Annotated in this window: 14 protein-coding genes and 1 pseudogene; 6 read left to right on the top strand and 9 right to left on the bottom strand. The window is 59.8% G+C overall.

Annotation, left to right across the window (positions count from 1 at the left end; all coding sequences use genetic code 11):
- Window positions 1-39: 39 nt before the first annotated feature.
- Together DQG19_RS00905 and DQG19_RS00910 are read left to right on the top strand one after the other, a co-directional pair.
- A complete protein-coding gene (locus tag DQG19_RS00905) occupies window positions 40-279 on the top strand; it encodes a hypothetical protein (RefSeq protein ID WP_157974252.1) in 240 nt (79 codons plus the stop codon).
- 119 nt (window positions 280-398) lie between these two features.
- Complete coding sequence (locus tag DQG19_RS00910) at window positions 399-1,385, top strand: S41 family peptidase (RefSeq protein WP_116124354.1); 987 nt, start codon at window positions 399-401, stop codon at window positions 1,383-1,385.
- A gap of 581 nt (window positions 1,386-1,966) precedes the next feature.
- Here DQG19_RS00910 and DQG19_RS00915 read toward each other — a convergent pair.
- The 4 genes from DQG19_RS00915 to DQG19_RS00930 all read right to left on the bottom strand — a co-directional run bounded on the left by DQG19_RS00915 (window position 1,967) and on the right by DQG19_RS00930 (window position 5,217).
- Entirely contained in the window at window positions 1,967-2,851 is an 885-nt protein-coding gene (locus DQG19_RS00915; RefSeq protein ID WP_116124355.1) for an NAD(P)H-binding protein, read from the bottom strand.
- Window positions 2,852-3,002: 151 nt separating this feature from the next.
- Complete coding sequence (locus DQG19_RS00920; RefSeq protein WP_116124356.1) at window positions 3,003-3,809, bottom strand: helix-turn-helix domain-containing protein; 807 nt, start codon at window positions 3,807-3,809, stop codon at window positions 3,003-3,005.
- A gap of 94 nt (window positions 3,810-3,903) precedes the next feature.
- Window positions 3,904-4,377 carry an SRPBCC family protein gene (locus tag DQG19_RS00925; RefSeq protein WP_116124357.1) on the bottom strand — a complete coding sequence of 158 codons (474 nt, stop codon included), beginning with the start codon at window positions 4,375-4,377 and terminating at the stop codon, window positions 3,904-3,906.
- A gap of 198 nt (window positions 4,378-4,575) precedes the next feature.
- Entirely contained in the window at window positions 4,576-5,217 is a 642-nt protein-coding gene (locus DQG19_RS00930) for a DUF1080 domain-containing protein (RefSeq protein ID WP_116124358.1), read from the bottom strand.
- Between the two features lie 218 nt (window positions 5,218-5,435).
- On the opposite strand from DQG19_RS00930, the gene DQG19_RS00935 reads away from it, so the two are divergent.
- The gene (locus DQG19_RS00935) at window positions 5,436-5,762 is read left to right on the top strand and encodes a hypothetical protein (RefSeq protein WP_116124359.1); all 327 of its coding nucleotides are present in this window, start codon (window positions 5,436-5,438) and stop codon (window positions 5,760-5,762) included.
- Between the two features lie 257 nt (window positions 5,763-6,019).
- Here the strand turns inward: DQG19_RS00935 and DQG19_RS00940 are convergent, their stop codons facing one another.
- Both DQG19_RS00940 and DQG19_RS00945 read right to left on the bottom strand, forming a co-directional pair.
- Window positions 6,020-7,081, bottom strand: a complete 1,062-nt coding sequence (locus tag DQG19_RS00940; protein ID WP_116124360.1) for an aldo/keto reductase — start codon at window positions 7,079-7,081, stop codon at window positions 6,020-6,022.
- A gap of 113 nt (window positions 7,082-7,194) precedes the next feature.
- A complete protein-coding gene (locus DQG19_RS00945) occupies window positions 7,195-8,199 on the bottom strand; it encodes a zinc-dependent alcohol dehydrogenase family protein (RefSeq protein ID WP_198661616.1) in 1,005 nt (334 codons plus the stop codon).
- A gap of 130 nt (window positions 8,200-8,329) precedes the next feature.
- Here DQG19_RS00945 and DQG19_RS00950 point away from each other — a divergent pair, with 130 nt between their 5' ends.
- From DQG19_RS00950 to DQG19_RS00955, 3 genes are read left to right on the top strand one after another with little or no spacing between them, the layout of a single operon-like run.
- Window positions 8,330-8,995, top strand: a complete 666-nt coding sequence (locus DQG19_RS00950) for a TetR/AcrR family transcriptional regulator (RefSeq protein WP_116125145.1) — start codon at window positions 8,330-8,332, stop codon at window positions 8,993-8,995.
- Window positions 8,955-9,242: a DUF6364 family protein gene (locus DQG19_RS21595; protein WP_410503609.1), complete on the top strand. Its 288-nt coding sequence runs from the start codon at window positions 8,955-8,957 to the stop codon at window positions 9,240-9,242. The genes DQG19_RS00950 and DQG19_RS21595 overlap by 41 nt, the downstream gene beginning before the upstream one ends.
- On the top strand, window positions 9,239-9,586 hold the full coding sequence (locus DQG19_RS00955) for a type II toxin-antitoxin system VapC family toxin (protein ID WP_116124362.1): 348 nt from the start codon (window positions 9,239-9,241) through the stop codon (window positions 9,584-9,586). Before DQG19_RS21595 ends, DQG19_RS00955 begins: the two co-directional genes overlap by 4 nt.
- Before the next feature lie 564 nt (window positions 9,587-10,150).
- Here DQG19_RS00955 and DQG19_RS00960 read toward each other — a convergent pair.
- The 3 genes and pseudogenes from DQG19_RS00960 to DQG19_RS21600 all read right to left on the bottom strand — a co-directional run.
- The gene (locus DQG19_RS00960; protein WP_198661617.1) at window positions 10,151-11,539 is read right to left on the bottom strand and encodes a polysaccharide lyase family 1 protein; all 1,389 of its coding nucleotides are present in this window, start codon (window positions 11,537-11,539) and stop codon (window positions 10,151-10,153) included.
- A gap of 58 nt (window positions 11,540-11,597) precedes the next feature.
- A complete protein-coding gene (locus tag DQG19_RS21270; RefSeq protein ID WP_232826407.1) occupies window positions 11,598-12,038 on the bottom strand; it encodes a PKD domain-containing protein in 441 nt (146 codons plus the stop codon).
- Between the two features lie 156 nt (window positions 12,039-12,194).
- Window positions 12,195-12,350 (bottom strand): annotated as a pseudogene (locus DQG19_RS21600) (hypothetical protein); the annotation flags it as partial.
- Window positions 12,351-12,357 lie beyond the last annotated feature (7 nt).

Below are 12,357 nucleotides of genomic sequence, written 5' to 3' on the forward strand. Positions count from 1 at the left end.
TCAGCGGTGGACGTACCCCAACCACACTTTGTAAAGATCGTGAGCTACCAACTGCACTGGGATATGACACAGAATGCCGGAAACATTCACCTCCGCCTGGCAGACGATTCGGTAGTTACCGTGGAAGCGGACCATCCGGGCAAGTTGGTGGTGTGGGTGGACCTACTGCGCAACGATACACCGGTGTTTTACTGGAGAAACGGGGAAAAGGAGGGCTTGGCTTCCGGCTGGGAATCCCTTCCGGAAGCCGACGACCATTCGCAGGATGGTCAGGCATAACATTATTCCGTATTTCAACCTCCGTTCCAGAAGGCCCCGCACCCGCGTCCGCGCCACCTTAAGTCTGCGTTAACGCTGGTGCGTGCGGAAAAAAGGGCAGGACCCCGCATATTGGGACCATGAGATCTCTCCTTACGCTGTGGTTGCTGTACACGGCAATTACGGCCTGCGCCGCCCAGCCTGTCCCTCCGTCCGATACCACCCCGGCCGTGGCGTACATCGATGCGTTTTTCACCACCGTACGTACCCGGGTACTGGACCGTGAAACCTTTGACTGGGCAGCCCTGCGCCGGCGCGCCGACAGCCTCGCGCGGGGCGCGACCAGGCCGGCGGAAACGTATCCGGCCCTGCAGGATATGCTCAGGCGAGTAAACCGCCACTCCTTCCTCATGGATTCTACCCAAACGGCCGCGTGGCGGTCCGGGAGCGGGGGAGCGCAGGACGATGGGGGCATACAGGATATCCCCCAGGCGACCGGCCGGGTCATCAGTCCGGAGGTGAGCTATGTAATCGTACCCATGGTGAGTTCCGGTCATCCCGCGACGCTGCAGCACTTCGCCGATTCGCTGCAGTCGCTCATCGCCAGCCTGGACGGTCCCCGGACCACCGACTGGATAGTCGACCTACGCGGCAATAGCGGTGGCAACTGCTGGCCAATGCTCGCCGGACTGGGGCCAATCCTGGGGCGGGGTACCGCCGGCTACTTCATGGATCGCGACGGCAGCCACGCTACGGCCTGGGGCTACCGAAAGGATGGCTCATTCATGGGGCGCCGCAGGATGGTCAGGGTAAGCGGTCGGCCCTACAAGCTGCGGCACCCGTCACCCCGCGTGGCCGTGCTGACCGACGGGCGCACCGGCAGTTCGGGGGAAGTAGTCACCGTGGCCTTCCGCGGACGCCCCGACACCCGGAGTTTCGGCGCGGCGACGGCAGGCTTTTCCACCACGAACACTACCATCTTTCTGTCCGACGGCGCGCTGCTGAACCTGACCGTATCCGTGTACGGCGACCGGAACAAACGGGCCTACGGCGATAAGATCGTCCCCGACGTCGTGACCGACGATGCGCTGACGGCGGCAAAAGCCTGGCTGGACGGTGCGCGGTAGCACCGGCAGTAGCCATAGCGATGAGGTCGTTGCAGGCAACATCACCGTCGTAGGTATCCACCTCCGCCGCGGTCAGCGGCCGCACGGTCCCTCCGTCGTTGATAGCCCCCCGCACAGCCGATTTTTCCCTAATAAAGCTCATCCGGTACGTATTCCCGAGGAAAGGATTCGTTACTTCGCCGCCGCAACCGAGGCCAACTGACGAAACAGGAGGAGAGGAAAGAGCGGGTACGTCTGGCGCATTCTGGTAAGATGGTGCAGGGAAACCTAACGGAAAGGTAACCGGTGTTAGGGCCTTCCGTCACCGGAAAAGCGCGCGATCGGGGGAACGATGAAACCCCTTTCTTTACGGGCTTTCTCCTCTAAGCCAGCGCCGAGCGACCCCGCGTACCTTCCCCGCACCTGCGGTCCCGTCCTCCGATCCGGTCCCGCTTGCTGTCTCCGTAAACCAGCTATGCCGTTTGGCGCGGCCGCGGGTGCCGGGCGGTCGGGTAGGGGTGGGGCGGTGGGGTTGGGGAGCCTGCAGGTCCGCGGACACCGGAACGGCAAACCCGGCGGAGAACCGTGGAAGGGCCGGATGCTCATTCCGCTATGTCGGTCGCTTTAGCGGTGCGCAAAAACTCACCCAGGATGTCACGCATGCCCCGTGGCGGCCGACCGATCAGGTTTTCCAGGGTCGGATCGACGACGGCAAAATCGCCGCGCCGGGCGGCCAGAAAGGTCCCCAGCAGCATCTCCGCGTAAACTTTGGGTACCCCGCTGGCCTCCGTGGCTGCGAGCCACTCGGCGTCGGTCACCGTGACGTGCCTGATATCCCGACCGCTCTCCTCGGAGGCGAGGCGGACCAGGTCGGACATGGTGTACATCTCCCGGCCAGTGAGCGGAGGACTGATGCCGTCGATCCGGCCCGGCGTAGCGAGGATAGCGGCATCGGCAGCGGCCAGATCGGCGCGGGCCGTCCAGCTGATCGGTCCGTCTTCCGGTACCCGCAGCTCGCCGTTCCGTAGCCCGGAACCTACCATGTGCAGCGCACTCTCGGCGTAGAATCCGTGCCGCAACGCCGTGTAAGCGGCAGGCCCGGCGGCGAGGAATTGCTCGGTCACCGCGTGGTCGTGGGCGGCGGCGAACGGAGAATCCAGGCGGGCACCCTGGTGACTGGTGTACAGAATACGCTCGGCACCGGCCGCCCGGGCCGCCCGGATGGCTGCGTGGTGCATTTCCGTGGCGGTGTTGCCGACCTTGTCTACCGATACGATCAGTACCTGGGAGGCTCCGGCAAATGCCGTTTCCAGGTCACGGGGGCGGGTAAAGTCTCCCGCCCGCACCTCAATGCCGTCATTTAATTGCGCGGCGGCTTTATGGGTGTCCCGGACGGAAGCCACGAGTTGGTTTGCGGGTAGGTGTTGGCGGAGGGCGGCGATTACCTGGTGTCCAAGTTGGCCGGTGGCGCCGGTGATGATAATCATTGGTAACTACTTTGGTGATTCGTGCTACGCACTTTCCGGTGAGGGCGGTGCGCTGTTGTTCACCAAAGTTCGGGGTAGGCCGTGGGGCATAATTGTACGGGAGCGACACGGTGATGACCCCACGGGTAAAATCGCGACCGTCGACGGGGCGTTAGTCGTCCCGTTCCGCGAGCAGCCGGTGGAGGGGGTAGTGCGCCGGGAAGCGCTTGGGTGATTGCTCCGCCAGGTGGGTGAAATCCCGGGAAAAATGGGCCTGGTCGAAGTAGCCGGCATCATACCCCAGCGCGGTCAGGGAAGGGGTGGAGGATCTGAGCAGACTGGTTTTGGCGTAGGCGAACCGGCAAATCCTTAGGTACGTACGCAGGGTGACTCCGGTAAGCGCCTTGAATCTCCGCGCGAATTGGCGGTTGCCGAGGGGAATCCGTTCGCGTGCCGGACCAACCGTTGCGGAAGGATCGTGCTGGAGCGTATCGGCCAGTTCCATTATAGTCCGGTCAATAGCATCGATACCGCCACCGTTCAGGGTACCGATCAGAAAATCCTCCACCATAGTCACCTTGGTTTCCAGCACGGGCGCGGCGGCTACGGCCCGGTAAACGGAAGGTGACGGGGAGTTCCATAGTTCCGGCGCTGCGCTAACGGAATTGGTTAGCCGTTCCAGGGGTTCACTGAGGAATGGCCGTAAACCGCACGGCGCGAAGCGCACGGCGAACACCTCCAGCTCGTCGCCCTGCCACCGGAGGCAGGAAGCGGATTCGTGGATGCCACGCAGGCAGCCGGACGGATAGGTTTGCCCCTCCAGTTCAAACGCCTGATTGACGAACAGTAGAAAGCCGCCCGGCCACGGGAGAAGTTCCTTTTCGTGGATGCTGTCGCTGCGAAGCCGTATGAGTCCGTATCCCGCTACGTAGGGGGTCAGGCGGTGGTCAGTAACCGGAGTTTCACGTACCTGTAGCATAAGCAGTGCGGCTGATGGCAGGGTAAATTAACAGGTGATGGCCCACATCGTTTGGCTCCCCGGTCGGTGCGCTCCGTTGGCACATACTGACCAATTAGTTACCGGCGGCGGTATCCTGCAGCGAGGCTACGACCTCCTGCAGTAACCCACCCGAGCGCACGCGCCAACCCTTTTCCAGCAGATCGTAAATGGCGCCATCCTTCGGGCCGAAGCCGGTGTGCAGGAGGGTCAAGCGGGTAGATCCGTCGGTGGGTGCGTCCAGGGTGAAGTTCACCACCGTCTGGACCGGACCACTGTTCCAGGAATACACCAGGTACAGATGGGGTACCACCGCCCTGACTTCGCAGCGGATAGTTCCGTCAAATCCGGGGGCGGGGGTAGTGCGAAAAGAGAAGGGATGGTCCACCTGTGGGACAATGTCGTTGGGAAAGAGCCACTGCTCCAGCAGCTCAGGCTCGGTAAGGGCACGCCATACCTGCTCGGGGGGCGCTGCGAGGGCGTACACTACGTAAATCGCCCGATTCTGACCGTTCGCAGGCGACTGTGGATCGTTGTTCGTGTTGCTCATGAGGACTGTTTAATTAACGCCTGGATTTCGGCATTCTCCGGGGGTATACCCGGCTTACAGCGAAAGTATGAACCGTGGTTTTTCGTTCACGAAACACCCGGAGCGGGCCGGATTTTCCGGCGCCGAGGTGCGGCCGTGCACTTCAGCATCAAGCCCGGTCAGCCGACGGTAGCCGAACGCCTCCGAAGGCCCGGCTCGCTACCGCGACAGGGGCTTGACCATGATATTTTTGAAGTAGACCTTGCTGTCGGGATCGTGTCCCTGCAGGGCGAAGGTGCCGCTGGACAATCCCTTCACCTTGGTGTCTCCGGGTTGCTCCATATCCGCGGGCTCGGTGTACTCGACTACGGTTTTGTCGTTCAGCTTGACCATCACCTGGTTGCCCCGCACGATGATGTGCTGGGTGTACCATTCGTTATCCGGCACGTGCACCTCCCGCACGTCGTCGTAGGAATAGACGCTGCCGGTGCGCCGCCAGTCCGACTGGGAGTTGTTGACCTGGATCTCGTAGCCCTTCGCCGGCCAGCCGTCTTCCTGGTAGGCGGTGTGGATGAAGATGCCGGAGTTGGAGCCCGGGGTGGTCATCACATCTGCCTTGAACTCGAAGTCGGTGAAGTCGTGGTCCATGACGGGCCCCGTGTAAAAGAGGTGCGCCCGCGGTCCGTGGACCACGATCTTGCCGTCGTCGACCGAGAAGGTGGAGGGGTGCTCGCTGGCCTTCCAGCCCTCCAGGGACTCTCCGTCGAAGAGAGAAATCCACCCGTCGTTGCCGGCGGTCGATTTAGGGGTGGTGCAGGCCACGGTGAGGAGCAGCAGGCAGCAGAGGGAAAGAAGTCTCATGCGAAGCAGGCTTTTGAAGTTGATGGAGCAAGTATGCAAAGGCAGCGGGTGAGCGAAGCGGGTGATCTGACGTATCCGGCCCGGCGTGGCGTCCCACCGAAGGGAAAATCTACGCATTTTTCGGCGCTACCGGGACGGGAAACGCGGGATCTTAGGTACCACGAAACTAAGCGGCCCCCTCGGGGGTAATTAGTACTGACACACTAACAACGATCAACATGCTAGGTAAAGAAGTAATCTGTGTAGACGCCAAGCGCATCCCCGCTGACATCCCGAATCATCCCGCCGAGGGAAAGGTCTATACCGTCCGCAAGACCTTCAAGAACGAGAACGGGAAGTGGGGCATTTACCTCACGGAGATTGTCAATCCGCCCATCATGTGCACCGCCGCCTGGGGCCGGTACAAATTCGAGCCCAACTTTGCGGAATGGCGGTTTACCGACCTGCTGGGGCAGCCGCTGGACATTGAAGCGGCGCTGCGCGAGGAGCTGGAAACGGTAGCCGTGGAGGTGGATATTACACCAAGGGAGGCTCAGCTCAATTAGGGTTAGCAGCGTCAGCGCGTACCGGGGCACCGTTTCGGGGTGTACTGTCGAGACATCGCCTAATAATCAACCTACCTGGTTTATTTGTCTAAAAACTCGCTGCGGTCGTTGACCGTTATCTGCTCAATGTCCACCATGATGGTTTCTTATTCACCTGTAGGTAAGTCTCAATGTAGGGGACTTCAACGGGCTCTTACCAATCGGTGACCAGGGGGCACTGCAGATGGGTACCACTTTTACTCCTTGCAGCCAACGCTTCAGTGGCCTCCGGACCAGGGACGAACCCGATGCCCCCCAAACACCCCCCGATTAACTTCCGGGGTGAAGATATGGTATGGAAAGGTGTGTGCGGGCCGGCTAACCGCATCGAGTTTACTCCAGGCCTCCCGGGGAAGATCAACCTCCAACGCCGCGATATTTTCCGTCAGTTGTTCGACCGATCGCGCTCCCGTAAGCGTAGCGTCGACGCCCGCGCGATTGGCTACCCAGGCCAGCGCGATCTGCGCCAGGGAATAGTCGCTTTCATCCGCTAGGTTACGCAATGTATCAAGCGTGGCCCAGTGCTGATCGGTTACCTCTGGGAACATAGGATTGAATTTGTCAAGTCGCCCGCTGCCGGAAGCCAGCCCCCCGTCGCTGGTCCGGTGATACTTGCCGGTCAGGAAACCATAGGCCAGGGGGCTCCAGGGTACAATGCCCTGGCCGGCATTCCGGGCCGCGGGGAGGTGTTCGCGCTCGATGCTTCGTTCGGCGAGGGAGTAGTACAACTGCTGGGCTACCGGTCCGATAAGCCGACCGTCGCGCGCCAGGGCACCAGCCTTCGCGGCGTACCAGGCGGGCATATCGGAAAAGCCGAAGTAGCGGATCTTCCCCTGCCGGACGAGATCCGTAAGGGTCTGCAGCACTTCCTCAACTGGAGTAACCATATCCCAGACGTGCATCCAATACAGGTCGATGTAACCCGTACCGAGTCGGCGCAGCGAACCCTCCAGTGCCCGGTGGATGTTCTTCCGACCATTTCCACCGGCGTGGGGGTTGCCCGCCTCGGCGTTGAAGCCGAACTTGGTGGATAACACGATGCGGTCCCGCCTGGCGGACTGCCGGATAAAGGTTCCAAGCAACTCCTCGCTGCGACCGGAGGAGTAGACATCCGCCGTGTCGACGAAGTTGCCCCCCCGATCCAGGTAAGTATCAAAGATTCGTTCCGAAACGTCATCCGGCGAACCCCAGGAAGAATTTCCGAACGTCATGGTACCAAGGGCGAGCGGACTCACGATTAATCCCGATCTGCCGAGGGTTCTGTAATCTGATAAAGTCATGCGTATGGATTTTAAGGGCGATCGGTACCGATTGCATAGTCATAAATACTGGCGGTGGGTCGATTGGCTGGGCCGCATAATTATTCATGCGGGTGCGCGGGTAGGGGTTCCCCCTATGCCTCAGTGGTGACCACGATTTTTCCGAGGCGGCCGGATTGCTTCATGGCTTGAAGTGCGGCATCCGTTTCCGCCAGGGGATACGTCCGTTCGATAATCGGTTTTTTCCGCGACGTTTCCAGTTGCTCCTTCAGTGCGGCGTACATGCTGGCGCTTCCCACCATGATGCCGCGTACCGACTTACCGAAGAGTTCGAAGCCGAGGGCCGGACCCTTCTGATCGCGCAGACCGATGACGGCCACTTCTCCGCCGTAAGCACAGGCGGTCAGCGCCTGGTTGACTGCTCCGAAGCCAATGGTGTTTATGACTTTGTCGACCCCTCCGGTCGCCTCGGCGACGGCCTGCCCCCAGTCCTCCTCGGACGCGGAATTGATGATGGTTTCGATGCCCCGGGAGCGTAGCCGGTCGTTGTGATCGTCGCGCCGCACCAGCTGGATAACCTCTGCGCCCGCGCCCTGGGCGATCATCATGGCGGAAGTAGCTACGCCGCCCGTACCGATGACCAATACCTTGTCGCCCTCGCCAACGGGTTGGCTGGCCATCAGCGCATTCCAGGCGGTGACGCCGGCGCAGGGAAGACAGGCCGCCTCGGGGTGGCTGAAACCGCGCGGGGCCGCGGAAATACGGTCTGCAGGCAGGACGATGTACTCAGCCAGAACGCCCTGTTCTTCAAGGCTGCCCAGTCCACCCCCCGCCAAAGCGGGCGGCACCCCGTCGAACCAGCCGTTGAAGTGAAGATTGACGACATGATCGCCTACCTGCCAGTCGGTTACCCCTTCACCCAGGACATCGACGGTTCCGGAAACATCCGATCCAAGGACGAGATCCACTTGCGGTGATCGCATGAAGCCCTGCTCGAGCACCATGAGGTCGCGGGCGTTCAGCGACACTGCTTTCACTCGAATGCGAACTTCACCGGGGCCGGGCACCGGCACGGGTGCCGTTTCAAAGGCCAGATCCGCTATGGAATCCACGCCGGACTTGGCGATCCAACTTTTCATAGTATCTGGAGTTGGTTGAGATGATGTCTGAATGGGCATATTCTTGCTTTCTTTTATTTACCTAACGGTCACTAGGAAACTAAAGTTTAGTCTCATTCCTTTATTCTATAGACATTTACGAGCGATCATTATGAAAAACACAACCTCTGCGAAAAAGCGATCCCCCGGCCGTCCGCGAAGCTTCGACCGTCAGGCCGCCCTCGAGACGGCCATGAAGACCTTCTGGGCCCAAGGGTACGAGACAACTTCCATATCCGACCTCAGCCGGGCCATGGGAATCAACGCCCCGGCGATCTACTCCGCTTTCGGGGACAAGAAGCAGCTATTCCTGGAGGCTATGCGACTCTACCTGGGCGATCCGCAAAGCCAAGCAGAAGCCATCGCGGGGGCGGCCAGTGCACGGGAGGCCGCCGCGATGGTCCTGGCTAACGCCGTTCGCACCTTCACCGGCGAGGACACGCCGAAGGGCTGCCTAATTGGCACCGGACTGGCCACCGGCTCACCGGCCGCCGCTGATGTACGAGCGGAGGGTGCCGCTACGCGTGCTGCCTTAGAAGCGTTACTGACCAGCCGGATAGAGCGGGACAAGACCGGGGGGTTGCTTCCCGTGGATACGGATGCCGGGACACTTGCTGCCCTCGTCAGTTGTACGGTGCAGGGTTTTTCGACCCTGGCACGGGACGGTGCTCCGGCAGCGAGGCTGCAGGCCATTGCCGACTTCGTCCTTCGCGGGTGGCCGGAAATAGAAGGGGAAGGTGTTGACGCGGAGGCGGTCCGCAGAGCAGGGGACAGCTAAGTACAAAAACCACCTGCTTAGTGCCGCGACCATCGACCGCGCCAAGGAGTTCGGCCGGAACCGGGCAACCAATCTGTCGCGCATGATCGAGCAGTATGGGGCGTTACTGACTGCACCGGAGGGTAGAGGAGGGACACCTACTTACACTTCGTTGGTGGACCGGCTTAGTGGCGTCGTTAACCTGCCGGATGACGAAGATCGGTACCGGGCTGATTATACAGCCTACCTGGTCGACAAGCATGGATGACTTGGCTGTTTATCGATACCAATATAGTACTCGACCTGCTGGGCCGGCGCCAGGAGTACCCGGCCGCGGCGGAATTGTTTTCCCGGGCTGACCGGGCTCAACTGGAGCTTTATGTTTCCTCGCTGACCATCGCCAACGCCAGTTTCATTCTCGGGCGGCAACTCGACCGACTTACCACCATGCGCGTCCTCCGAGACATTACACTACTGGTACAGCTGGTCGACTTAAGCGGAAAGGTCGTACGGCTAGCCCTGAACGACGACACGTTCACCGATTTTGAAGACGCCCTGCAGTACTACTCCGCGCTTGAAAGCGGATCGGAAGCGATCATCACCCGTAAATAGCGGAATTTTACTCCAGCAAAGCTACCGGTCTTGTCGGTGGCCGAATTTTTGAAAGCTCGGGGCTGAGGGGGGGGGGGTGATTGATTGAGGTCCGTGAGGCGCGTTTGACTGTACTGGCGTCGTCACCGGGGGAGGCTTCTTTATCTCTACTTAACATAATATAAATTATGGGAAAAATGGAAAGACTGACTTTGCCGGTACAGAAAGGGTTACTTGCCAGTGTTGCGGCGAAACTCGTGGCACAGATCGTAGAGCCAAAGAGCTTCAAAACTCTGATATCGCCAGCCGCCTATCAGCCTCTCCTTGTTCATACCGCCTCAAAATTGAAATACGGAACAACGTAAACCGCTATATGGGCTCGCGCAGGGAAACTAAACCAAGAAAACAAATTCAGGATACCACTCCGCATAACTAACTGAATAATATTAGGTTGCTAGGTTTTTCTAGCTTACGCTTCTACACAATCTGCAACCTGAGCATTCAGCCGGGGAGGGCGAACGGTGCTCCTGCTATAGAACGATAAAGCCACTATTCAGGAATGGTCATGATTTGCCCCCTACCCTATCAGATACTGTTCAAGTACTTCTCCAGCATAGTGTAGCCATCAGGCGCTAACGTATTTCGATCTTCGGAATCATGTTTGTCAAGGCCGTTGGCATCCTCCCAGCCATCCGGCATACCGTCCTTATCCGTATCGGATGGTACCGGTCCGATAGGTAAATCGGGCCAGCCACCGACGTCTTGTTGGGTATCGATGATTCCGGAGATGCGCTCGGTGCCGATCTCCCCGTGATCCCGCCGGTAGCTTTTCCCCTCGAAGGTGGCGCCCCCGCTACGGACATCTCCTACGATGCGGGTATCGATCCCGTCTCTTTGCGGCAGGACGGCTCCGGCGGAGTCCAGTACGACTCCGTAGGCTTCGTGTGCGGAATGCGCGGCAACCGGCATAGCTGACCAGGGTTTGTAAAGCCGGAACTGTTCCGTTGGCAGATCCGTTTGGATACCGCCCGCCCAGTTGTCAGCGGTAACCGTCTCATTCCCTTCCATCACGTTTTCCGCTACGTACCATTTACCGTGGTCCTCTTTGCCCCTAAATGAAGGATTGGCAATCCGGTACGCTACCTCACCCGGTAAGGTTGCCGGACCGGGCTTGTAGTAATTGGCTACCACGTTGAAGGTAGAGAAGTTGAACTTATCGTTGCCCACCTGATTGGCTTCTCCCCCGTAGGTACTGTTGTACCCCCAATTGTAAATGACGTTGTTCCGGAAATCCGTGAATCCGGACCCCGACGCCATACGGGGGTTGCGGCTGGTGTGGTGCGCCAGCAGGTTATGGTGGTAGCTCCCGTGGTTTGATCCCCAGATGCCTCCGAAGCCGTGCGTACCTTTCTCGTGATTGGAGTCGTACATACTTTCCGTAATCATCGACCACTGTACCGTGATGCTATCGCAGTGATACACCGATAGGGTTTCATCCACGCTCCAGCTCGCCGATAGGTGGTCCAGCATGATGTGCTTATGGTATCGGCTGGAAACCGCATCGTAATCCCGGCCGGATATGTCTCCGGGACGAATGCGCAGGTAGCGCACGATGACGTGGTCCGCGTCGATGTTCAGCGGATAGTTCTTCAAACAGATACCCGCCCCCGGAGCCGTTTGTCCGGCAATGGTAAGATAGGGATTGCGGATGGTCAGCGGACTCGCCAGTTCAATGTTCCCGCTAACTTGAAAAACGACCGTGCGCGGCCCGGAAGCTTCCACGGCCTGTCGGAGGCTGCCCCTTCCGCTGTCATCCAGGTTGGTAACGATGTAAACCGCCCCGCCCCGGCCCCCAAGCGAGTATTTCCCGTACCCGTGGGCGGTCGGGAAGGCGGGTTGCTGGGCTACTAAGCTGACACTCATCATTAGGGCAAGCAGTACCACTCCGTACGGGTAGATAGAGGCGCTGATCATGGTTGAGATGTTGAAGCTGTGAATGAAAGGTAGGTTGGTTTCAATTTTTCTGGGCTCATTAAATTACCGTGATGATGACCCGCCGGTAGCGCGTGAGAGAAGGCAGACCGTCGTCGGTTACTTCGCAGATTAGGTGAATGGTAGAACCTATAGCGGCTTCGGGTACCCGCAACACTGCATCCTGCGCCCCGCCGCCCGCTATAAGAACGGGTCCTATTCCTTTGCTTGTTTCCTCGTGGTACCACCAGCGGTAGCTCAGGGCATCGCCGTCGGGGTCCGTCGTCCCGGCGGCGCTCAGGAGAACGACGTCTCCCGGGCTTGCTTTCAGGTCTTCTGAATGGGCCAGAGCCACTACGGGCGGATGGTTCGCGCGATCGTAAGGTAGCACGCACCAGTCGGCCCGTGCAGCGAAGTCGCGTTGGAGGGCATCGGTCCAACGGGTGAGCGGACGGAAGTACGCTTCCATCAAGTCCTGCCGTTCGGGGTAGGTCTCCCGCATGTACACCCGGCCCCACGCATTGCTTGTGTAATACCTGCCCGGCGGGTAGGTGGAGGTGCTATCCGGATACGGGTCAAACCAAGTGTTCTCTCGCGCGCGCACGTACCGGCCGCCCCAACCGCCGTAATCGGGCGACTCCATACTGCGCAAGCCGACATCAATGGTGTGCAGAAAAGCCGGCGAGTCGCCCTCCGACCGGAAATCCCCGGGAGTGAAATCGGCATCGCCCGACAGCCCATGACTACCGGGTTCATGGGCGGCGTACAGCGAGCACAGCGGCCGTGGCCTGCTAGTATATTTTCTTTCATCCAATCGGCCT

Source organism: Lewinella sp. IMCC34183 (assembly GCF_003390915.1).
GTDB lineage: Bacteria > Bacteroidota > Bacteroidia > Chitinophagales > Saprospiraceae > Neolewinella.

Bases quoted from the DNA above. Each gene is read 5' to 3' on its own strand.
- DQG19_RS00910 (WP_116124354.1), top strand. From the start codon at position 399: ATGAGATCTCTCCTTACGCTGTGGTTGCTGTACACGGCAATTACGGCC.
- DQG19_RS00915 (WP_116124355.1), bottom strand. From the start codon at position 2,851: ATGATTATCATCACCGGCGCCACCGGCCAACTTGGACACCAGGTAATC.
- DQG19_RS00920 (WP_116124356.1), bottom strand. From the start codon at position 3,809: ATGCTACAGGTACGTGAAACTCCGGTTACTGACCACCGCCTGACCCCC.
- DQG19_RS00925 (WP_116124357.1), bottom strand. From the start codon at position 4,377: ATGAGCAACACGAACAACGATCCACAGTCGCCTGCGAACGGTCAGAAT.
- DQG19_RS00930 (WP_116124358.1), bottom strand. From the start codon at position 5,217: ATGAGACTTCTTTCCCTCTGCTGCCTGCTGCTCCTCACCGTGGCCTGC.
- DQG19_RS00935 (WP_116124359.1), top strand. From the start codon at position 5,436: ATGCTAGGTAAAGAAGTAATCTGTGTAGACGCCAAGCGCATCCCCGCT.
- DQG19_RS00940 (WP_116124360.1), bottom strand. From the start codon at position 7,081: ATGACTTTATCAGATTACAGAACCCTCGGCAGATCGGGATTAATCGTG.
- DQG19_RS00945 (WP_198661616.1), bottom strand. From the start codon at position 8,199: ATGAAAAGTTGGATCGCCAAGTCCGGCGTGGATTCCATAGCGGATCTG.
- DQG19_RS00950 (WP_116125145.1), top strand. From the start codon at position 8,330: ATGAAAAACACAACCTCTGCGAAAAAGCGATCCCCCGGCCGTCCGCGA.
- DQG19_RS00955 (WP_116124362.1), top strand. From the start codon at position 9,239: ATGACTTGGCTGTTTATCGATACCAATATAGTACTCGACCTGCTGGGC.
- DQG19_RS00960 (WP_198661617.1), bottom strand. From the start codon at position 11,539: ATGATCAGCGCCTCTATCTACCCGTACGGAGTGGTACTGCTTGCCCTA.
- DQG19_RS21270 (WP_232826407.1), bottom strand. From the start codon at position 12,038: ATGCGGGAGACCTACCCCGAACGGCAGGACTTGATGGAAGCGTACTTC.